The sequence below is a fragment of the Mumia sp. genome (genome assembly GCF_028803055.1).
Classification (GTDB): domain Bacteria; phylum Actinomycetota; class Actinomycetes; order Propionibacteriales; family Nocardioidaceae; genus Mumia.
Genome location: NZ_JARBCJ010000003.1, coordinates 1 through 20,264, shown reverse-complemented (window position 1 = coordinate 20,264; position 20,264 = coordinate 1). Strand labels below are relative to the sequence as shown.

General features: G+C 71.5%; 18 protein-coding genes. 12 read left to right on the top strand and 6 right to left on the bottom strand.

The window, feature by feature from the left end:
* Positions 1 to 22: 22 nt before the first annotated feature.
* Together PV363_RS00700 and PV363_RS00695 are read left to right on the top strand one after the other, a co-directional pair.
* The gene (locus PV363_RS00700) at positions 23 to 487 is read left to right on the top strand and encodes a MarR family transcriptional regulator (RefSeq protein ID WP_220343891.1); all 465 of its coding nucleotides are present in this window, start codon (positions 23 to 25) and stop codon (positions 485 to 487) included.
* Positions 484 to 2,088, top strand: a complete 1,605-nt coding sequence (locus PV363_RS00695; protein ID WP_220343892.1) for a DHA2 family efflux MFS transporter permease subunit — start codon at positions 484 to 486, stop codon at positions 2,086 to 2,088. The genes PV363_RS00700 and PV363_RS00695 overlap by 4 nt, the downstream gene beginning before the upstream one ends.
* A 40-nt stretch (positions 2,089 to 2,128) precedes the next feature.
* Here the strand turns inward: PV363_RS00695 and PV363_RS00690 are convergent, their stop codons facing one another.
* Complete coding sequence (locus PV363_RS00690; protein WP_301021476.1) at positions 2,129 to 2,791, bottom strand: zeta toxin family protein; 663 nt, start codon at positions 2,789 to 2,791, stop codon at positions 2,129 to 2,131.
* Between the two features lie 63 nt (positions 2,792 to 2,854).
* Here PV363_RS00690 and PV363_RS00685 point away from each other — a divergent pair, with 63 nt between their 5' ends.
* The gene (locus PV363_RS00685) at positions 2,855 to 3,697 is read left to right on the top strand and encodes a PHP domain-containing protein (RefSeq protein WP_301021475.1); all 843 of its coding nucleotides are present in this window, start codon (positions 2,855 to 2,857) and stop codon (positions 3,695 to 3,697) included.
* 99 nt (positions 3,698 to 3,796) lie between these two features.
* Entirely contained in the window at positions 3,797 to 4,705 is a 909-nt protein-coding gene (locus PV363_RS00680; RefSeq protein WP_220346390.1) for a hypothetical protein, read from the top strand.
* Here the strand turns inward: PV363_RS00680 and PV363_RS00675 are convergent.
* From PV363_RS00675 to PV363_RS00660, 4 genes are all read right to left on the bottom strand, one after another.
* A complete protein-coding gene (locus tag PV363_RS00675; RefSeq protein WP_220346391.1) occupies positions 4,690 to 5,667 on the bottom strand; it encodes a sulfotransferase in 978 nt (325 codons plus the stop codon). The genes PV363_RS00680 and PV363_RS00675 overlap by 16 nt on opposite strands.
* Positions 5,668 to 5,738: 71 nt before the next feature.
* The gene (locus PV363_RS00670; protein WP_220343897.1) at positions 5,739 to 7,136 is read right to left on the bottom strand and encodes a DUF1116 domain-containing protein; all 1,398 of its coding nucleotides are present in this window, start codon (positions 7,134 to 7,136) and stop codon (positions 5,739 to 5,741) included.
* Positions 7,133 to 8,659, bottom strand: coding sequence for an FdrA family protein (locus PV363_RS00665; protein WP_301021474.1), 1,527 nt, complete (start codon positions 8,657 to 8,659; stop codon positions 7,133 to 7,135). The genes PV363_RS00670 and PV363_RS00665 overlap by 4 nt, the downstream gene beginning before the upstream one ends.
* A gap of 19 nt (positions 8,660 to 8,678) precedes the next feature.
* Positions 8,679 to 9,479: a DUF2877 domain-containing protein gene (locus PV363_RS00660; RefSeq protein ID WP_220366062.1), complete on the bottom strand. Its 801-nt coding sequence runs from the start codon at positions 9,477 to 9,479 to the stop codon at positions 8,679 to 8,681.
* Between the two features lie 35 nt (positions 9,480 to 9,514).
* Here PV363_RS00660 and PV363_RS00655 point away from each other — a divergent pair, with 35 nt between their 5' ends.
* Positions 9,515 to 11,206, top strand: a complete 1,692-nt coding sequence (locus PV363_RS00655) for a PucR family transcriptional regulator ligand-binding domain-containing protein (RefSeq protein ID WP_220343900.1) — start codon at positions 9,515 to 9,517, stop codon at positions 11,204 to 11,206.
* A 16-nt stretch (positions 11,207 to 11,222) separates the two neighbouring features.
* Here the strand turns inward: PV363_RS00655 and PV363_RS00650 are convergent, their stop codons facing one another.
* The gene (locus PV363_RS00650; RefSeq protein WP_220366060.1) at positions 11,223 to 11,690 is read right to left on the bottom strand and encodes a TrmO family methyltransferase; all 468 of its coding nucleotides are present in this window, start codon (positions 11,688 to 11,690) and stop codon (positions 11,223 to 11,225) included.
* Between the two features lie 196 nt (positions 11,691 to 11,886).
* On the opposite strand from PV363_RS00650, the gene PV363_RS00645 reads away from it, so the two are divergent.
* The 7 genes from PV363_RS00645 to PV363_RS00615 all read left to right on the top strand — a co-directional run.
* Positions 11,887 to 13,275: a solute carrier family 23 protein gene (locus tag PV363_RS00645; protein ID WP_220366059.1), complete on the top strand. Its 1,389-nt coding sequence runs from the start codon at positions 11,887 to 11,889 to the stop codon at positions 13,273 to 13,275.
* Complete coding sequence (locus PV363_RS00640) at positions 13,272 to 14,156, top strand: FAD binding domain-containing protein (protein WP_301021473.1); 885 nt, start codon at positions 13,272 to 13,274, stop codon at positions 14,154 to 14,156. The genes PV363_RS00645 and PV363_RS00640 overlap by 4 nt, the downstream gene beginning before the upstream one ends.
* Complete coding sequence (locus tag PV363_RS00635; RefSeq protein ID WP_220366057.1) at positions 14,153 to 14,698, top strand: (2Fe-2S)-binding protein; 546 nt, start codon at positions 14,153 to 14,155, stop codon at positions 14,696 to 14,698. Before PV363_RS00640 ends, PV363_RS00635 begins: the two co-directional genes overlap by 4 nt.
* Positions 14,695 to 17,109, top strand: coding sequence for an aerobic carbon-monoxide dehydrogenase large subunit (gene cutA / locus PV363_RS00630; protein WP_301021472.1), 2,415 nt, complete (start codon positions 14,695 to 14,697; stop codon positions 17,107 to 17,109). Before PV363_RS00635 ends, cutA begins: the two co-directional genes overlap by 4 nt.
* Entirely contained in the window at positions 17,106 to 17,771 is a 666-nt protein-coding gene (locus tag PV363_RS00625; protein WP_301021471.1) for a carbon monoxide dehydrogenase subunit G, read from the top strand. The genes cutA and PV363_RS00625 overlap by 4 nt, the downstream gene beginning before the upstream one ends.
* Positions 17,768 to 19,189, top strand: coding sequence for an amidase (locus PV363_RS00620; protein WP_301021470.1), 1,422 nt, complete (start codon positions 17,768 to 17,770; stop codon positions 19,187 to 19,189). Before PV363_RS00625 ends, PV363_RS00620 begins: the two co-directional genes overlap by 4 nt.
* Before the next feature lie 107 nt (positions 19,190 to 19,296).
* Positions 19,297 to 20,264: hypothetical protein (locus PV363_RS00615; protein ID WP_301021469.1), on the top strand; the 968-nt coding region annotated here is incomplete at its 3' end.

Below are 20,264 nucleotides of genomic sequence, written 5' to 3'. Positions count from 1 at the left end.
GCGCTGACGTTAATATCGTCCGGTGACGACACCCGAGTCCCTCGCCGGCCGCCTGGAGGAGTTCTTCCTCCAGGTGGCCGCGCGCTGCGAAGGCGATGCGGTCGACGCGTTCGCCGCTCTCGACCTGTCCGCGACCCAGTCGCGGACGCTCCTCATGATCTCGAGCCGGCCAGGGACCACCCAGATCAGTGACGTCGCCCGCGCGGTCGGCGTCTCGGTGGCCGCGGCGGGACGCGCCGTCGACCAGCTGGTCGGCGCTGGCCTGGTCTGCCGGAACGAGTGTGCCGATGATCGTCGCGTCCGTCTGGTGACGCTGACCGACCGGGGGCGCGAGCTCGTCGGCCGCCAGCTGCAGACCAAGCGCGCCGCGCTCCAAGAAATCGCTCGCGAGCTGTCGGAGCCCACACGTAGCCTTCTTGATCGCGCGCTACGCGCCGCGCTCTCCGAACGCCAACCCACCACCCCGGCTAAGGACCCTCACCCATGAGTCAAGACACCCAGACGCCGACCGGCGGACCTGGCCCCGGCAACGCACCCGGAGATGGTGACAGGCTCGACGCGGCTGTCCTCAAGATCGCCGGCGTGGTCGTGCTCGGCGCGATCATGTCGATCCTCGACATCACCGTGGTGAGCGTCGCGCTGCCCACCTTCCAGAACGAGTTCGACGCCACCTACGCACAGGTCGCGTGGACCATGACGGCCTACACGCTCGCGCTCGCGACCGTGATCCCGCTCACCGGCTGGGCCGCCGACCGGTTCGGCACCAAGCGCCTCTACATGATGGCGCTGGTCCTGTTCACCGCCGGCTCCGTCCTCTGCAGCCTCGCTGGAGGCATCACCGAGCTCGTGGTCTTCCGCGTGATCCAGGGCCTCGGCGGCGGCATGCTGATGCCGCTCGGCATGACGATCATGACGAGGGCGGCGGGCCCGCACCGGATCGGTCGCGTGATGGCCGTCCTCGGCATCCCGATGCTGCTCGGCCCGATCGGTGGCCCCATCCTCGGTGGATGGCTGATCGAGAGCCTCACCTGGCACTGGATCTTCCTGATCAACCTCCCGATCGGCATCGTCGCTCTCTTCTACGCCTGGCGCGTGCTGCCCAAGGACAACCCGCAGCCGTCTCAGTCCTTCGACTGGACCGGCATGATCCTGCTGTCGCCGGGTCTCGCACTGTTCCTCTTCGGCGTCTCCTCGATCCCCGAGGAGGGCACCGTCTGGGCCAGCAAGGTCCTCGTGACCGCTGCGGTCGGGGTCGTCTTGATCGTGGCGTTCGTGTTCCACGCTTTCCGGCCCGAGCACCCGCTGGTCGACCTGCGTCTCTTCAAGCACCGCAACCTCACGGTCGCCGTGATCACGATGGCGTGCTTCGCGATCGCGTTCTTCGGTGCCAGCATCCTGTTCGCCGCCTACTTCCTGCAGGTCCGCGGCGAGTCCACGCTGGTCGCCGGCCTGCTCCTGGCGCCCCAGGGCCTCGGCGCGATGCTCACGATGCCGGTCGGCGGCGCACTCGTCGACCGGATCGGTCCGGGCAAGGTGGTGCTCACCGGTCTCGCGCTCACCACCGCGGGCATGGCCGGCTTCACGCAGGTCGGCGCCGACACCTCCTACCCGTTCCTTCTCAGCGCCCTGTTCGTGATGGGTCTCGGCATGGGTCTGACGATGATGCCGACGATGACCGCGGCGCTCGCCACCCTGACCGAGCACACGATCGCCCGGGGCTCGACCTTGATGAACATCATCCAGCAGGTCGCGGCGTCCATCGGGACCGCGGTGTTCTCGGTGGTGCTGACCAACCAGCTCACGGGCGGCACGACGGTCGCCGAGGCCACCGGCGCGCCGGTGACCAAGGAGACCGACGTGCCTCTGTCCGGCCTCGCGATCGAGTCCTGGGACGACCCGTCCCTCCTGGAGACCATCCCCGCCGCGCTGATCCGTCAGGGGTTCGGCGAGGCGGCGGACGCCTTCGGCACGTCGTTCGTCCTGGCCACGGTGCTCATCGGGCTCACGCTCGTCCCGGCGTTCTTCCTCCCGCGCAGGCGGATCGAGCGCGTGGGCGAGGACTCCCGGACCCCGGTGGTCGTGCACTGACCTGGCCGCTGACCCGCACGCCACGGTGGTGGGTGCGTGCTCACCGAACGAGGGTCGGTGACCACGGACCCGCCACCGTCGTGCATTCGGAGACCGGGCCCGCGTTGTCGATGACGTGCGTCGCTCGTTCGTGAGGGGCGTACATCGAGAGATAGAGGCGTTGGCCCCCGACGTAACGTCGGAGCAGCGGGTGCGCGGGATCGTCGGGCGTGCCGTCGCGCTCCGCCATCCGGCGTACCGATTCGTCGACCGGGACGTCGAGGAACACCGAGAGGTCCCAGCGTCGGACGAGCTCGTCGCGGTGGAGGAACAGGCCTTCGACGATCACGACGGCGTCGGTCGGGACCTCGAGCGGGTCGGCAACGACGGCGGTGTCCGAGCGGTGGTCGAAGTGACGGGTGACGATGCGCCGCGTGCCGCCCGGAAGGAGTGGGTCGAGCACCTTCTCCCTCAGCGCGGCCAGGTCGTAGGAGTCGTGCAGGAACCCTGCCGGGGAGTGGCGACCTCGGTGGTGCCGGACCCGGCGCGGATTCAAGAAGTCGTCCTCGTGGACGACGACGGCCGCGCGGCCTTCCTTGGTGACGGAGGCGGCGAGCGCCGTCGCGAACGTCGTCTTGCCGCTGCCGTCCACGCCGTCGACAGCCAGGAGCGCCGGGCGGTCGCGCGAAGGGGTCTGCTCGACGAGCCAGGCGAAGAGATCCACCTTCCGACCGTATCGACACCGTTGCGTTCCGCCGGGGTGCACGGTCGCCGGTAACCTGACCGCGTGCTCATCGACCTCCACACCCACTCTCGTCGGTCCGACGGCACCGACAGCCCGACCGAGCTCGTGGAGAACGCGGCGCGGGCGGGCCTCGACGTGGTGGCGTTGACCGACCACGACGCGATGACGGGCTGGGGGGAGGCGCAGACCGCAGCCGACCGGGTGGGCATCACCCTCGTCAAAGGGCTCGAGATCTCGTGCCGTTATCGCTACAAGGGGGTGCACCTCCTCGGGTACGAGCCCGACCCCACCGACCCCAGCCTCCTCGCCGAGCTCGAGCGGGTGCTGCGCGGACGGCAGGACCGCCTTCCGAAGACGATCGCCAAGCTGCAGGACCTCGACATCCCGATCACCGAGGCCGACGTCCTCGCGGTCTCGGGTGACGCCGCAGCGACGGGCCGACCGCACGTGGCCGACGCTCTCATCGCGATGGGTGTCGTCGGCAACCGTGACGAGGCGTTCGAGCGCTACCTGATGCCGGGCCGACCGGCGTACGTCGACCGGTACGCGGCGCACCTCGAGGAGATGATCCGGCTGCTGATCGACGCAGGAGGCAGGCCCGTGATCGCGCACCCGTGGACGCGGCAGAGCCGGTCGGTGCTGACCGAGGAGGTCATCGCCGACCTGGCCGTGCTGGGACTGGTCGGGCTCGAGGTCGACCACAACGACCACGACGCCGGCACCCGGACTCGCCTGCGCGAGATCGCACGAGAGCTCGACCTCGTGGTGACGGGCTCGAGCGACTACCACGGGACGGGCAAGGTCGGCTACGACCTGGGCGTCAACACGACCGTGCCCGACCAGGCCGTCCGCCTTCTCGAGGATCGCATCACGTTGAACCGGTGAGAGAATCCGTCGCCCGCCGTCGCAGGCGAGCCGCCGAGCGGCACACCTCGGCGAGCGAAACCCGCGACCCAACTGCAGTGGATCGGTAGACTTAAAATCGTGACTACCATCGTCGAACGGACCCTTCCTCGCTTCGACGGCGCCGAGGTCGTCGTCGAGGCCCCCGCACCAGGCCCCGGCAACTGGGCCGGTGCGCCGGCCGCGATCTACGCCGACGGCGCGTTCTGGCTGGCCTACCGCGTCCGCCGCCCGATCCACGCCGGCCGCGGCGTCAGCGTGGTGGTCGCCCGCTCGGACGACGGCGTGCGGTTCGAGCCGGTGGCCGAGATCTACCGCGACGACTTCGCCGCCGAGTCGTTCGAGCGGCCGGCGCTGGTGCACCGGGGAGAGGCCGGATGGCGGATCTACCTGAGCTGCGCGACTCCGGGCTCCAAGCACTGGTGGATCGAGGCGGTGGACGCGGCGACGCCCGAGGGACTGGAGGCCGGACACCGTACGGTCGTCCTCCCCGGTGACGAGAGGGTGGGCGTCAAGGACCCTGTCGTGCTCCTCGACGAGGACGGATGGCACATGTGGGTGTGCTGCCACCCGCTCGACGTCCCTGGGGCCGAGGACCGCATGACGACCCGCTACGCGACGAGCGACGACGGACTGTCGTGGGTCGACCGCGGGGCCGTGCTCACACCCACTCCGGGCGGGTGGGACGAGCGAGGCGCGCGCGTCACCGCCGTTCTCGATCGCGCCCCCCTCACCGTGCTGTACGACGGGCGCGCCGACGCCGCGTCCAACTGGTTCGAGCGGACCGGGCTGGCTCAGGAGCGGGCTGTCCCCGGCGTGCTCGAGCCTGTCGGTGACGCGCCGGTGGCGGCCTCGCCGGAGTCCGACGGTGCGCTGCGCTACGCCAGCGCCGTGCGCCTGCCCGACGGACGCACCCGCTTCTACTTCGAGGCCGCCCGGCCCGACGGCGCGCACGACCTCATGACGTCGATCGCTCAGCCCGGCGTCTGAGCGACCCGCGCGGCGAACGATCCCAGGCTCTCGGTGCCACGCCAGTCGTCGAAGGACTGTCCGGTGACCTTCTCCAGCAGCTCGATGTCGTCGAGGTAGGTCTCGACCAGCGCGGCCCGCGCGTCCTTCGCGAGCGCCGGGCGGGTGGTGTCCCCGCGCCAGTGCATCGCGGCGACCAGCGGCTTGCTCGCGCGGCGCCAGACCTTCGGTGGGACGAGCGCCCCGGCACGAGCGCCGGCGCGCATCGCCCGCGCTGTCAGGTCGTGGACGGCCCCGGGGGCGGCGTACGGCCGTGAGTTGTCGCGAGGGATGTGGGTGACGAGGCCCGGCTCCAGACCCAGGAAGACACAGACACGATCGAGCGTCGCGGCAGGCTCCTGGACGAGGTCGCGATAGCGCAGGACGAGGATGCGGTCGGCGTCGACGTGGCGGTAGAGGTCCTCCAGCTGCCTGCCGTAGAGGCCGAGCCGGCGGTAGTGCCAGAACGGAGCCCATCCGTCCGCGACCCGCTCGTCCTCCCTCGCGAACGCCTCGACGAAGTCACCGACGGGCTCCAGCCCGTCGGACCACAGGTGCATCCAGTTCGAGTAGGCGCGGTCCACGGGGTCCCGCACGACGGCGACCAGACGGGCGTCGGGCAGCTCCTCGGCGATGCGCCGGCGGGCGTTGCGCAGATAGAGGTAGAACGGCGTGCTCTCCAGCCGTACGGCGTCCCCGGGTGCCGCGGCGAACAACGCCTCGTAGTCCTCTCGTCGCCACACCCACTCCTGCTGGCTGTGCGCGTCACCGGGGCCGCGGTACGACGGCGGAGGAGCGTCGGCGCACATGAAGTACTTCGGCTCCTTGGGCCGGCTCGAGAACACCTGCGGGTGCAGTGCGAGCGCGGCGTGCAGCGCGCTCGTCCCCGCCTTCGGCGCGCCCACGAGCAGGGCGTCAGGGCGAGGTGTACGGAAGCTCCCCATGGCCAAATCGTAGGAACCGTTCCCGGGAGAGTCGAGAGTTTCGGTCAGGTGTGTCCGGGTGTGGGGTCGGCTCAGCAGGCCGCGGCACGCTCTCGTGCACCCTCGGCGAGGGCGGCGAGGGCCGCCGGGAAGATCTCGGCAGGCGGCGTGACGAGGCCGGCTCCGACCTGCCCCGTACCCGCCGCACGCCCGGCCATCCCGGTGTTGATCTGGGGGAGGATGCCGGTCCGGCACACGCGGGTCACGTCGATGCCGGTAGGGGTCCCGGCGAACTCGAGGACCGGGATGGTCCAGCGCGGGTTGGCGGCCAGTGTGATCTCGCTCATGCGACGTGTCGTGGCGAGCGCGTCCGGCACCGATCCGCCGACCAGTCGTACGATCGCCGGCGCCGTCGCCATCGCGAACCCGCCGATGCCGGCGGTCTCCGTGATCGCGGAGTCACCGATGTCGGGGTTGGCGTCGTCGGGACCGTACGACCCGAGGTAGAGACCGTCGGCGACCTGCGCGGGACCGGTGAACCACCGGTCGCCGGTGCCGGAGACCTGGATGCCGAAGTCGGTCCCGTTGCGGGCCATCGCGACGACCATGGTCGAGCCGTCGATCCCGCGGGCGGCGTCGAGAGCCAGCTTGCAGGCGGGCATCGCGAGGTTGAGGAAGAAGTGGTCGTTGCCTCCGATGAACGACACGGCGTCGGCGACGTCGCCCGCCCGCGACCCCGACCGGATCATCGCCGGCGCGAGGTCGCGGAGCAGCATCAGCGTGCCCGCGCGGTTGCGGTTGTGCGCCTCGTCGCCCATCTGCAGCATCTGCGCGAGCAGCGCGGTCACGTCGATGGGGCCGGTCGATCGCACGGCGCTCTGGAGGACCGGCCCGAGGACCCCCGACATCCAGCGGAGCCGGTCGAGGACCTCGGGACCGTACGCGCCGTAGCGCAGCACCTTGCCGAGCCCCTCGTTGAGGGAGCAGTACGTCCGCGCCCCGGTCGAGGCGTCCTCGAGGACGAAGACCCACATCGACGGCGAGACCACCCCTGCCATCGGACCGACGGCGTCGTGGTGGTGCGCCGGGCTCAGGGTGTAGCCGGTGCCGGACTCGAAGAACGCGACGGCCTCGTCGGGGTCGGAGACGAGACCTTCGAGGGTCGCCGCTCCCCTCAGCGCACCCCGCATCGGACCGGACGCGCGCTCCCAGGTGATCGGGGGCCCCGCGTGCAGGAAGTCGCCGGGCGCGAGCCCGAGCACCTCGCTCGCCGGCTGGACGTCGACGAGCTGCGCGGTCACACCGAGACAGGCCTCGACCGCCTTGGTGTTGGCCGCTGCACGCAGCGGGTCCGCGGCGACGGTCGCGAGGTCGTGCTCGGTCCCGGGCATCGGGGGCTGCCAGTCGACGCGTCGGACGGTCACCGCCTGGTCCTCGACGGCGTCGGTGAGCAGGCCGGTCCCGGCAGTCACCACGGTGGGGGTGGTCATGGTGCCTCTCCTGCGGTCGTGGCGGTACGGGCGGCCGCAGGTGCGACGAGCCCTACCGCGTGGCGGGTGGCCTCGGCGTTCGAGGAGAAGACGTACGCCCCTGCCGCGGCGAGCGCCTCGCCCTGGCGTTCGAGCCCTTGGGGGTCGGAGGAGGTCCCGACCAGCGTCACCACGACGGCCAGGATCCGGCCCCCGTCGGCGGCGGCCTGGCGCGCGGCCTCGATGGCCGGAGCCAGCACCGCGCCGGGATCGGGCTCCGCGCCGTGGCCCAGCACGACGTCGAGCAGGACGGCGGCGGTCGAGGGATCCGTCCCGGCGCGGCGGAGGGCGCCGAGCCGCAGCGTCGGGTCGATCATCGGGTGCGCTCGGCCGACCGTCAGCGCGTCGTCGCCGAAGTCGATCATCACGTGCGCGTCGCCGAGGTCACCGGCGAGGACGGCCGCCGGATCGAGCCCGAGACCACCGTCCAGCGGGATGTTGCTGCGGATCTCGTCCAGGTGCTCGGAGGCGATCAGCATGGCCTCGTCGCAGAGGGTCCCGCCGACGAACAGCCCGCACAGACGGCCAGGTCCGGCCTCCTCGGGCTGGCCCCAACGACGCCACGGCTCGGGGCGCACACCGAGCGAGTCGAGCAGCGCCTCGGTGCGCAGGGTCAGGTCGGTGCCCGGCGCCAGCAGGGCGAGCTCGACCGGGACCGCCAGGGACTCCGCGTACGCCTCGATCGACGCCGCGACCTGCGGCGCGGGCGGTTTGGAGACCACCAGCACGTGCGAGGTCGCCGGGTCGTCGTCCAACCGGGCCAGCGCCGTACGGGTGGAGAGTCCGCCGACCGCCGCCGAGAGGTCACGTCCACCGACACCGAGCGCGGCGCTCACGCCGACGCCGGCCTGGTCGAGGAGGGCCAGGACCTGCTGCGTCCCCGTGCCGGACGCGGCGACGATGCCGACCGGCCCGGGACGGACGACGTTGGCGAAGCCGAGCCCCACCCCGCCGACGACGGCGGTGCCGCAGTCAGGGCCCATCACCAGCACGTCGCGCCCGGCGGCCGCGCTCTTGAGGGTGACCTCCTGCGCGACCGGGACGTTGTCGCTGAAGACCATCACGTCGTGCCCGGCCTCGACCGCGTCCATCGCCTCGACGAAGGCTGAGGCACCTGGCACCGAGACGAGCACGACCGCGTCGGCGGGTGCCCCGCGAAGCGCGCTCGCCGTCGTACGTGGCGGTGCGACGGTGGCATCACCGTCCACGGCCGGGCGGCTCACCTCGTCGAGCGCGGCATCCACCTCGTCGAGCACGTCGTCGAGCACGGCCCCGTCGAGCCGCACGGCGACGACCATGTCGTTCGGGGTCGCCTCCGGGGGCACGTCGAACCCCATCGCGGCCAGCGTCTCGAGGTTGAGGCCCGTGGCCATCGCCACCTGCGCGTCGACCACCCCGGCGAAGGCGGCCACCCGCTTGCTCACCTGGAGCAGGGTCACCGAGTCGGCGTAGGCGCCCGATCGGATGCGTACGTGGTCGGTCATCGCTCTCCTCGGGATGGGGTCAGGCGGCGGCGGCCGAAGGGGACGGCAGGGCGAGGGCTGCGCCGAGCGCGAGCCCGGCGCCGGAGGTGTGGCCGACGAGGCGTAGGTCGGCCAGCCGGTCGGCGTCCCCGGGCCGGCCCAGGCTCTCCACGAGCGCACACAGCTGGGGAACGCCTTCTCCCCGAGCGGCGTGCAGCAACAACGTGGACGACACGGTGGTCGTGCGTACGGAGGCCACCGCGAGGACCGCCTGGGCCACGCGGCCGCCCCGGTATCCAGCGGCGTGGCGGGTGACGAGCCACCCTGCGAGGACGTCGTCGCCGAGCGGCGTCAGGCCCGGTCCACGACCCAGGAGCGCGTCGACGGCGGCGGGATCGTCCTCCTGGAGCGCGGCGTACGGGACGGCGGCGCGGAGCAGGGCGTCGACCTCTGTCGCGAGCGAGGCGGTGGGGAGAGCGTGCTCCTGCCACCGGATGCTCAGCGGACGGACACGGGCGTCGAGATACCGCTGGACACGGAGGTCGCGGTCGTCGACGCTGCAACGCCCGCCTCCGAGGATGACCGACCGGACCCCGGCGACGTCGGGCCAGGGCGTCTGGACACCGCAGGGGACCGCGACCGCGTCGCGGCCGAGGACAGCCAGACGGGTCCCGCGGTCGTCGACGTAGACGGCGTGCGGGCCACGGTGCACGATCGGGGCTGCCCGCCGCGGCCCGTGCAGCCGGGCAGCGATCTCGGGGGTGGCGGCGGACGGGTGCGCGCCCCGGTGGCGGTCGGGGCGCCCGGCGGCCTGGGACCGGAATCCGAACGGCTCGACCATGGCGTCAGCGTAGGAGCGTTCGCTACGGTGAGCCGATGGCGAGACTTGCCAATGATCGGCCAGATCCAAGCCACAACCTGCCAGGCACGACGTACGGGCTCCCGCTGTCCGCGGTGATCGCGATCGACGCGCTCACCGGGGCGAAGACGCTCGCCGGGTCCGCCGGGTCCGAGCGCACCGTCACGGGCCTCAACGTGATGGAGGTCCCCGACGTCCTCGGGTGGGTCAAGCCGCACGAGCTGCTCGTCACGACAGGCTTCCCGCTGCTCGACACCTCGCGCCGGCTCGACGTGAACCGGATGCTGGCACTGGTGCGAGGACTCCACGACGCCGGGCTCGCGGGATTCGCGATCAAGCTCGGCCGCTACGTCGACCAGGTGCCCGAGTCGGTGCTCGCGCTCGCCGACGACCTCGGATTCCCGATCGTCCAGATCCCTGACGAGGTGGCCTTCGACGACGTGCTGAGGGACGCCTACGCCGCACTGAACGCGTTCCAGTCGCACGTCCTCGCGCAGATCGACGCCCTCCACTCGGCCCTCACCCAGATCGTCCTCGAGGGTGGTGATCTCGACCAGATCGCCGCGGAGGTGTCCCAGGTGCTCGACGTCGGTGTCCTCGTCACCTCGACCGACGGACGCGAGTGGGCCGGTGCGTTGAGCGACGACGTGCGCGCCAGCCTCGAGGTCAGCGAGTTCCTCGACGTGTCCGGCCGCGTCCGGGTCGAGCGCATGCGCACCCCCCGACCCTTCGGGGTCGGCGAGATCCGATCCCTGCACGTGGCCGCTTCCGGGACCGAGCTCGCCCGGCTGGTCGTGCTGAGCGAACGACGGTCGCTGCGGGCGTCCGACGTCTACGCCCTCGAGCGGGCCGCGACCGTCGCCGCGCTCCTCATCACGCGGATGCAGGCGGTCGTCGCGGTGGAGGGGAAGTATCGCGGCGACTTCCTGCGTGACGTGCTCACCGACCGGGCCGAGAGCCCGCAGTACGTCCTCGAGCACGCCCGCGGACTCGGCTGGGAGCTCGACCGCCCGCTCGTGGTCGTGGTCGCCCAGCTCGACCCGCCCGGACCCGGGGACGCGCCGGTGTCAGGTCGCTCGCGCCGCGGGTTCCAGGACCGATTCGCCGCGGCCTGGCGTCAGGTGGTCGAGCGACGAGGTCGGAGCATCGCCGTCGCGGACTTCTCCTCGCAGGTCGTCGCGCTCCTGCCGGTGGCCGAGGACGGGTCGGACGTGAGCGAGGTCGTCGAGGAGGCGCTGGCGGCCGTGCGCGGCGACTCGGGCGGCGGGCGACGCTCGTTCTCCGCGGGCATCAGCCGCGTGGTGACCGAGGTGGAGGCGTTCCCGGACGCGTACGCCCGCGCCCGCAAGGCGGTCGACGTCGGCCGTCGGATGAAGGGTGACGGCTCGACGACGTACTTCGACCGGCTCGGGGTCCGTCGCCTCCTGTCCCAGGTCGAGGACCAGGGCGAGCTCGACGCCTTCGTCGTGGAGGTGCTCGGGCCGCTCGCGCAGGCCACCGCGGCGGCTGCTGACCTCCGAGCCACGCTGCAGGTGCTGCTCGACGTCAACCTCAACGTGGCCGAGGCCGCACGCACGCAGCACTTCCACTACAACACGATGCGCTACCGGGTCACCAAGCTCGAGAGCATCCTCGGTCCGTTCAGCACCGACCCCCAGGTGCGCCTCGACGTCGCGGTGGCGCTGCAGATCCTGCAGATGCGGGAGTGAACGCGGCGCACGAGGGCTACGTCTGGAAGTAGTCCGCCATCATGGCGCTGACCCACGAGGGCTGCGTGGTGCCGACCGGGAGGAACTCCGCAATCGTGGGCTTGAGGTCGATGACAGGGCTGCCCGAGACCGCGTCGAGGCCCACCACGGTCAGCTCGCGGCCGTGCACGGACTCGATCGCACAGCTCGTGACCCCGATGCGGTTCGGCCTGCGCGGGCCGCGTCCGGCGAAGATCCCGACCGGCGGTAGGTCGGAGCGGCCGCGGTACGGACGGGGCTCGCCGTAGTCGTCGTCCTCGGGGAACTGATCGAAGACGAAGACCACATCGACGTGGGAGAACTCATCGAGGCCCTGGAGGCTCGCCTCGCCGAAGCGCTCATCGAGGACGATCGTGCTGCGTACGGCACCCCAGTGGTCCGTCTCCTGGACGTCGGTCCGGTCGTTCCGGACGGTGCCTATCGGCGTGACCTCGAAGCTCGGCATCGCTCGAGGCTATCGCCGTCCAGGTTCTTTTCGGGCAGATGAACACGCAGAGCAAGGCCTGACAGGCCGGTCAGGGGTCCGTTGGCAGGTTCGCACCATGTCGCATGTCGCTCGTCACTACTAGGGTCTCGTCATTGGCCGGGTGCGCCGACGAGATCCCCCGGCGGCGGCTCGCACACGCTCTGAGGAGACCGGGATGTCGATGTTCAAGTGGGACGTGGTGCACGACGGCAAGACACCGCCTCCCGGTGAGGCGGTGGGACCACGCGAGCGGCTGAGCTGGGGCCGCACGGCCGGGCTCGGCGCGCAGCACGTCGTGGCGATGTTCGGCGCCACCTTCGTCTTCCCCGTGGTGATGGGCCTGGATCCCAACCTGGCGATCCTCTTCTCCGGCATCTGCACGATCATGTTCCTGCTCATCACCAACAACATGGTGCCGAGCTATCTCGGCACCAGCGCCTCGTTCGTCGCCGCGGTCGCCGCGATCCGAGGACAGGGCGGTGACTCCGCCGACGTCACCGGAGCCATCCTCGTGGCCGGTCTCGTCCTGGCTGCCGTCGGCGTCGCGGTCCATTTCGCCGGCACGCGCTTCCTGCACACGCTGCTCCCGCCTGCGGTGACCGGCGCGGTCGTCATGCTGATCGGCTTCAACCTCGCACCGGTGGTCGCCGCGACCTACTGGCCGCAGGACCAATGGATCGCCCTCGCGACGGCGGCGTTCATGGTCGGCGCGGCCGTGCTCCTCCCCGGCTTCTGGGGCCGGATCGCCGTCTTCCTCGCGTTGATCTTCGGCTACCTGATCTCGTGGGCGGCCGACGTGCTCTTCGGCGACATCACCTCCTTCGTGCCCAGCGCCGGCGAGGAGGTCGCGCACCAGCGGGTCGACTGGTCGGCCGTCGGTGACGCCTCGTGGTTCGACCTCCCGTCCGGCACGCTCGCCGACGGCGTCTCGGCCGTGCACGCCCCGAGCTTCAGCTTCACCTTCATCCTGCTCGTCCTCCCGGGCGTCATCGCGCTCATCGCCGAGAACACCGGTCACGTCAAGGCCGTCGCCGAGATGACCGGCGACAACCTCGACCCCTACATGGGCCGCGCGATCGGCGCCGACGGTCTCGCCACCTCGCTCGCCAGCGCGTTCGGCGGCTCGCCGACGACCACGTACGCCGAGAACATCGGCGTCATGTCCGCCACCCGCATCTACTCGACGGCGGCCTACTACTTCGCCGCGCTGGTGGCGATCGTCCTCGGCCTGTGCCCGAAGTTCGGCGCGATCGTCAACGCCATCCCAGGCGGTGTGCTCGGCGGCATCACGGTGGTGCTCTACGGCATGATCGGCCTGGTCGGCGCCAAGATCTGGGTCGAGAACCGCGTCGACTTCGGTGATCCGGTCAACATCGTCGGGCTGGCCGCGGGCATCATCGTCGGTGTCGGCAACGTGACGCTCGTCTTCACCGACGACTTCCAGCTGGGGGGCATCGCCCTCGGCACGATCCTCGTCATCGCCTTCTACCACCTGGTCGCCTGGAGGCGGCACGGCGAGGACACCGACGACGACGGCGCGGAAGAGGTGACGCGAGCACTGTGAAGCCCGCACCGTTCTCCTACGTCCGCCCGGCCACGCTCGACGAGGCGCTCGACGTCCTCGGGTCCGACCCGCACGCCAAGGTGCTCGCGGGCGGCCAGAGCCTGGTCCCGATGCTGTCGATGCGGATCGCCTCGCCGACCACGCTCGTCGACATCAACGGGCTGGCCGAGCTCGCCTACGTGCGGACAGACGAGGACGGTGTCCGCATCGGGGCGCTGGCCCGCCACGTCGACGTCGAGACCGACGTCGACGCATGGCGGGTCCAGCCACTGCTGCGCCACGCCCTCCGGCTGGTCGCCCACCCGACCATCCGCAACCGCGGCACCACGCTCGGATCGGTGGTCCACGCCGACGCCGCGGCCGAGATGCCTGCGGTCGCCGCGCTGCTTGACGCCGCCGTGACGGTCGCGTCGACCCGGGGGCGTCGCACGATCGAGGCGGCCGACCTCTTCGTCGGCCCGCTGGAGTGCACCGTCCGCCCCGCCGAGCTGGCGCTCGAGCTGCAGGTGCCGGCGCTGCGGCCGGGCTCCGGTGCCGCGATCGACGAGGTGACGCGGCGGCACGGGGACTACGCGCTGTGCGGGGTCGCCGCGGTCGTCTCCGTGGGAGGAGCGGGTGCCATCGAGAGAGTGCGGGCCTCCTATCTCTCGGTCTCGCCGACACCGCTCGTGCTCGACCTGTCGGAGGCGTTCGTGGACGGTTCGGCGAGCGACGCCAACGTCGACGCCGCCGCGGAGATCGCGACCGGCGCGGTCGATCCGGAGACCGACATCCACGGCAGCGCCGACTACCGGCGACACCTCGCGGGTGTGCTGACGCGCCGGGTGGTGCGCGCGGCGCACGCCCGCGCGACGGCGAGCGACGCGCAAGGTGCCCGATGACCAGCCCTCCGGAGATCCTCGCTCCCGACGCGCTCCACCACGTCTCGCTCACCGTCAACGGCGCGGCGTACGACCTCGACGTGCCCGCGCGACGGCTGCTCTCCGACGCCCTGCGCCACGACCTCGGCCTCACCGGCACTCACGTCGGCTGTGAGCACGGGGTGTGCGGGGCGTGCACGATCCTCGTCGACGGACGGCCGATGCGCTCGTGCCTGCTGCTGACGGTCTCGATGGACGGGGCCTCGCTGACGACCGTGGAGGGCCTGGCCGAGGAGGGAGACCGCCTGGCACCCGTGCAGCAGGCGTTCAAGGACTGCCACGGACTCCAGTGCGGGTTCTGCACGCCGGGTTTCCTCACCACGATCACGGCGGGCCTGGAGGACAATCCAGACCCCACCCGCGACGAGGCTCGCGAGATGATCGCGGGCAACCTGTGCCGCTGCACGGGCTACCAGAACATCGTGAGCTCCGTCCTGCGGGCGGCCGAGATCCGCAGGGCCCGCGACGCGCAGGGGCCCGCCAGCCGCGAGGACCAGCCATGACGACCAAGGCGTTCGGCGCTCGGGTCGCCAGGGTGGAGGACGAGCGGTTCCTGCGGGGACGCGGCCGCTACCTCGACGACCTCGCGCCCGACGCGCTCCACGTCGCCGTCCTCAGGTCGCCGCACGCCCACGCCCGCATCGTCGACATCGAGGTCGACCCCGTGCTCGACCTCGACGGGGTCGTCGCGGTCTACACCTACGACGACCTCACAGGAGCGATGGCCGAGCCGCTCCCGCTGCTCATCCCGCACCCCGACCTCACGCACGGACGCACGCAGTACGCCCTCGCCAAGGACGAGGTCAACCATGTCGGTGAGGCGATCGCGATGGTGGTGGCGGAGGACCGCTACGTGGCCGAGGACGCGGTCGGCCGGATCGTGGTGTCGTACGAGGTGCTTCCGCCGGTCGTCGGGCTCGACGCGGCGCGCGCGGCCGACCGCCTCGTGCACGACGACGTCCCCGGCAACCTCGCCGCGTCGTCGACCCAGGCGACCGGCGACGCCCTGGCGGCGATCGGACGCGCCCCGCACCGCCTCTCGCTCGACCTCGACGTCGAGCGCAGCGCGTCCACCCCGCTGGAGGGCCGCGGCACGCTCGCGAAGTGGGACACCGACAGCGGTCGTCTCCAGGTGTGGTCCTCGACCCAGACCTCGACCGGGGTCCGCGCCGCGATCGCCGCCAAGCTCGGTCTCGACCTCGCGACCGTCGACGTGATCACCCCCGACGTCGGGGGAGGGTTCGGTGTCAAGATCGTGCACCCGTGGCCCGAGGAGGTGCTCGTCCCGATGGCGGCGATGGCGCTGGGACGCCCGGTGACGTTCACCGAGGACCGTCGCGAGCACTTCGTCTCCGCCGCGCACGAGCGCGCCCAGCAGCACCACGTCGAGGTCGGCTTCGACGACGACGGCCGCATCCTCGGTCTCTACGTCGAGATCTGGCACGACCACGGCGCCTACATCCCGTACGGCCTGATCATCCCGATCATCACCTCGACGCAGCTGCTCGGGCCCTACAAGCCGCCGGTCTACTCGGTGACGTTCCACAGCCTCTACACCAACACCGTCATCGTCACCCCGTACCGTGGCGCCGGCCGTCCCCAGGGCGTGTTCGCGATGGAGCGCACCATGGACGCGATCTCCGCCGCCCTCGGCAAGGACCGGGCCGACGTGCGCGCCGCCAACTTCATCCAGCCCGACGAGTTCCCGTACGACCAGGGGCTGATCTTCCAGGACGGCAAGGCGCTGGTCTACGACTCCGGTGACTTCCCCCAGATGCTCGACAAGATCAAGGCGCTCGTGGGGTGGGACGAGTTCACGGCGATGCGCGACGAGATGCGAGCGCAGGGACGACGGGTGGGGATCGGCCTGGCCTGCTACGTCGAGGGCACCGGCGTGGGCCCGTACGAGGGCGGCCACATCCAGGTCGAGACCACGGGCAAGGTCAAGGTCTCCACCGGACTGACGACCCAGGGGCAGGGCCACGAGACCGCCTTCGCGCAGATCGTGGCCGACGAGCTGGGTGTTCGCTTCGAGGACGTCGAGGTCGTCACCGGTGACACGCGGCGCATGCCGTACGCGGTAGGCACCTACGCCTCCCGTGCTGCGGTGATGAGCGGGTCCGCGATCGCCCTGACGGCCCGCTCGGTCAGGCAGAAGGCGCTCGAGCTGGCCGCAGACGCCCTGGAGGCGAACGTCGACGACCTCGAGCTGCGCGACGGTGTGGTCGAGGTCAGGGGGGCGCCCGGTGCGCAGATCAGTCTGGGCACGCTGGCGGTGCTGAGCAACCCTTTGAGATACGCGTTCGACGAGGCGAGCAAGGCGGCGACCCAGTTCTCCGTCGGTGACCCCGACAAGGTCCCGGTGCCCGAGGGGACGTCGCCCGGGCTCGAGAGCCGCGACTTCTACTCGCCGCCGCGGTCGACGTTCGCCTCCGGCATGCACGCCGTGATCGTGGAGACCGACCCCGACACGGCCGAGATCAAGATCCTCACGTACGCCGTCGTCCACGACTGCGGACGTCTGATCAACCCGATGATCGTCGAGGGACAGATCCACGGCGGTGTCGCGCAGGGCGTCGGCGGCGCGCTCTACGAGCGGATGATCTACGACGAGCACGGACAGCTCCAGAACGCCTCGTTCATGGACTTCCTCATGCCGTACGCCACGGAGGTGCCGGAGACGATCGACATCGACCACCTCGAGACGCCGTCACCGTTGAACCCGCTCGGGATCAAGGGTGCCGGAGAGGCGGGGGTGATCCCCAGCGCGGCGGTCTTCGCGTCGGCGATCGAGGATGCGGAGGGCATCACGATCACCAGGATGCCGATCTCGCCGAGCGAGCTGTTCGACCTGCGGCGTGCGCACGCAGGCAGCGACGACGCGGTGGTGGCCGCTCTGGAGGGAGACTCATGAAGGTGGCCGGAGAGGCGGTGCTCAACGCACCTGTCGCCGCGGTGTGGGAGGCCCTGCTCGACCCGCAGGTCCTCGTACGCACGATCCCCGGGTGCGAGGTGCTCGAGGAGACCGGTGACAACGCGTACGCGATGACCGTGAGCGCGGGGGTCGCGTCGATCCGCGGGAGCTACACGGGCACCTGCGCGCTCAGCGACCTCGTCCCGCACGAGTCCCTGGTCATGCGGGCGCAGGGCGCCGGGGCGCCGGGCACGGTGGCGGCCGACGTGGCCGTCCGGTTCGCCGACCGAGGGGACGGCACCACGGGTGTCTCGTACGCCGCGGACGCCGTCGTGGGCGGGATGATCGGTGGTGTCGGGCAGCGGATGCTCACGGCTGTGAGCAAGCGGATGGCGGGTGAGTTCTTCGGGGCGGTGGACGACGCGCTCTCCGGCGCTGGTGCCGAGCCCGACGGGACGGCGAAGCCCGAGGCAACGTCCTCGGCACGGACCGACGACACCTCGCTGCCCGGTCAGCGGTTCACGGCGCCGGCGGCGTCGACGACGCGCGACCGCGGCCGCGCCGGATCGAACGACGACTTCGTTCGGGGTGTGGTCGTCGGCGGCGTCCTGGTCCTGGCCGGCGTGGTCGCCGGAGGGCTGTTCGGTCGCCGGTCACGATGATCGACGTCTACAGCAGTGCGCGGGAGATGGCGGCGGCTGTCGCCAGGCGCGAGGTCTCCGCGCGTGAGCTGCTCACGCTCCATCTCGACCGGATCGCGCGGGTCAACGGCACGGTCAACGCGCTCGTGTCGATCGACGTCGACCGCGCCCATGCGCAGGCCGCGGCGGCCGACGACCTGACCTCGTCCGGGGCGGAGCTCGGGGCGCTGCACGGTCTCCCGTACGCGGTGAAGGACACGCACCACGTCGCCGGGTGGCGGACGACGTTCGGCTCGCCGGTGATGGCCGACCACGTGTCGGCGTACGACGAGCTGGTGGTGGAGCGGGTGCGCGCTGCGGGCGCGGTGGTGGTGGCGAAGTCCAACACCCCGGAGTTCGCGGCGGGCTCGCACACCTTCAACCCCGTCTTCGGGACGACCGTCAACCCGTACGACACGGGTCGCTCGGCCGGCGGTTCCAGCGGTGGCGCCGCGGCGGCGCTCGCGTCGGGCATGGTCGCGCTCGCCGACGGGTCCGACATGGGCGGGTCGCTGCGCAACCCGGCGTCGTTCTGCAACGTCGTCGGCCTGCGACCGACCTGGGGTCGCGTCCCGACGTGGCCGACCTGGAACCTGTGGGAGACGGTCTCGGTCCAGGGCCCGTTGGCCCGCGACGTCGGTGATCTCGCGATGCTGCTCGGCGTGCTCGCGGGGCCGGACCCGCGTGTGCCGACCGCCGACTCGACGCCGGGCGCGGTGTTCGCCGACCCCGCCCCGGTCGGGCTGCGCGGTCTGCGCGTGGCATTGTCGGTCGATCTGGGCGGTGCCTTTGAGGTCGATCGCTCGGTCGCGGACGTCGTCCGCGCGGCTGGGGTCGACCTCGCGGGTGCCGGCGCCCAGGTCGAGGAGGCGTGGCCCGAGCTCCCCGACGCCGAAGCCACGTTCCGCACGCTGCGCGCCTGGCTCATGGACTACACGCTCGGTGCCGTGCTCGACCGCCGTCCCGGCGACGTCAAGGAGTCGCTCGCCGACAACATCCGTGCCGGGCGTCCCCTGACCGGGCGTGACGTCGCGGAGGCGTACGCGGGGCGCAGCGCCCTCGCCGAGCAGGCGCGCCGGTTCTTCGCCTCCTTCGACGTGCTCGCGATGCCGGTCAGCCAGGTGCCGCCTTTCCCGGCCGACCAGGAATACCCGACCGCGATCAACGGTCGGCCGCAGGACACCTATCTCGACTGGATGCGGTCGGCGTACCTCATCACCGTCACCGGGTGTCCCGCGATCAGCGTGCCGGCCGGATTCACGCCCGAGGGCCTGCCCGTCGGGCTGCAGCTCGTGGGTCCGGCGGGCTCGGAGCGCCGTCTGCTGGCGATCGCGCGGGCGTACGAGGAGCTCTCGGGCGCCGGCATCGGCGTGGGAGGCCCCCGGCCCGCGATTCGGTGAGGAGATCGGGGACTTCCGCAAAAGAAGCCCGACGTTCTCCGCACATCGTTGTCCACAGGTCGCGCGCGGCGTGGCCCGCGACGCCGTGGCGGACCCACCTTCAGGGCATGCACGCGATCCCGCAGTCACTCAGGTCCGCTCCGTTCGCCGTCGGTCAGCTCCGCGCGTACGGCCTTCCTCGGCACGTCCTGGAGGGTCGACGATTCGTGCTGATGCACCCTCGCGTCTGGCGGTGGCACGAGCTCGACCCCACCGTCGTCGTACGGTCTCAGGCCGCGCTCCTCGCCGTTCCCGACTCGGTCGTCAGCCATCTCACCGCACTGCACCTGCGCGGGGTGCTGATCGGTGACGTGGACGGCCCCGTTCATATGTCGACGAACCGTCAGCGCGAGTGCGTCGACCCCAGGATCACGCTCCATCGCAGGCGCGGGACGCTCGTGACCGAGGACGTGCAGGGCATCGCGACACTCGGCCCCGAGAGGACCTTCGTCGACGTCGCGTCGAGCGGCCTCGCGGAGCGCGACCTCGTCGCCGCCGGCGACTGGCTGGTGCACGCCGGGTGGACGACGGCTCCGCGGCTCCGAGAGTTCGTGGCAGCGTCACGACTCGACGGCGTCGTACGCGCGCGCCGAGCCGTCGACCTGGTCCGTACCGGTGTCGAGTCTCCACGCGAGACGTGGGTCAGGCTGTTGCTGGTCGGGTCCGGTCTCCCCGAGCCCGCGACGAACACGAACATCCATGACGAGTCGACGGGCCGCTTCATCGCGCGCGGCGACATGCCCTACATCGCGTACAAGGTGCTCGTCGAGTACGACGGCTGGCAGCACGAGCGGAGCGCCGCGCAGCGCCGGCGCGACCACGAGCGCCTCGCCGCCCTCGCGACAGCTGGGTGGATCGTCGTCGTGATCGCGGCCGCCGACATCGCGGATCCGCTTCGAGCGGTCGCGCGCGTACGGGCTGCGCTGCTCTCGCGGGGATGGACCCCCGCCCGCCCCACGTCGGCGGGGGGGGGGGGGGGTGGGGGGGGGCCCCCCCCAAAAAACCCGCAACCCAACCCCACCCCGGGGGGGGGGGG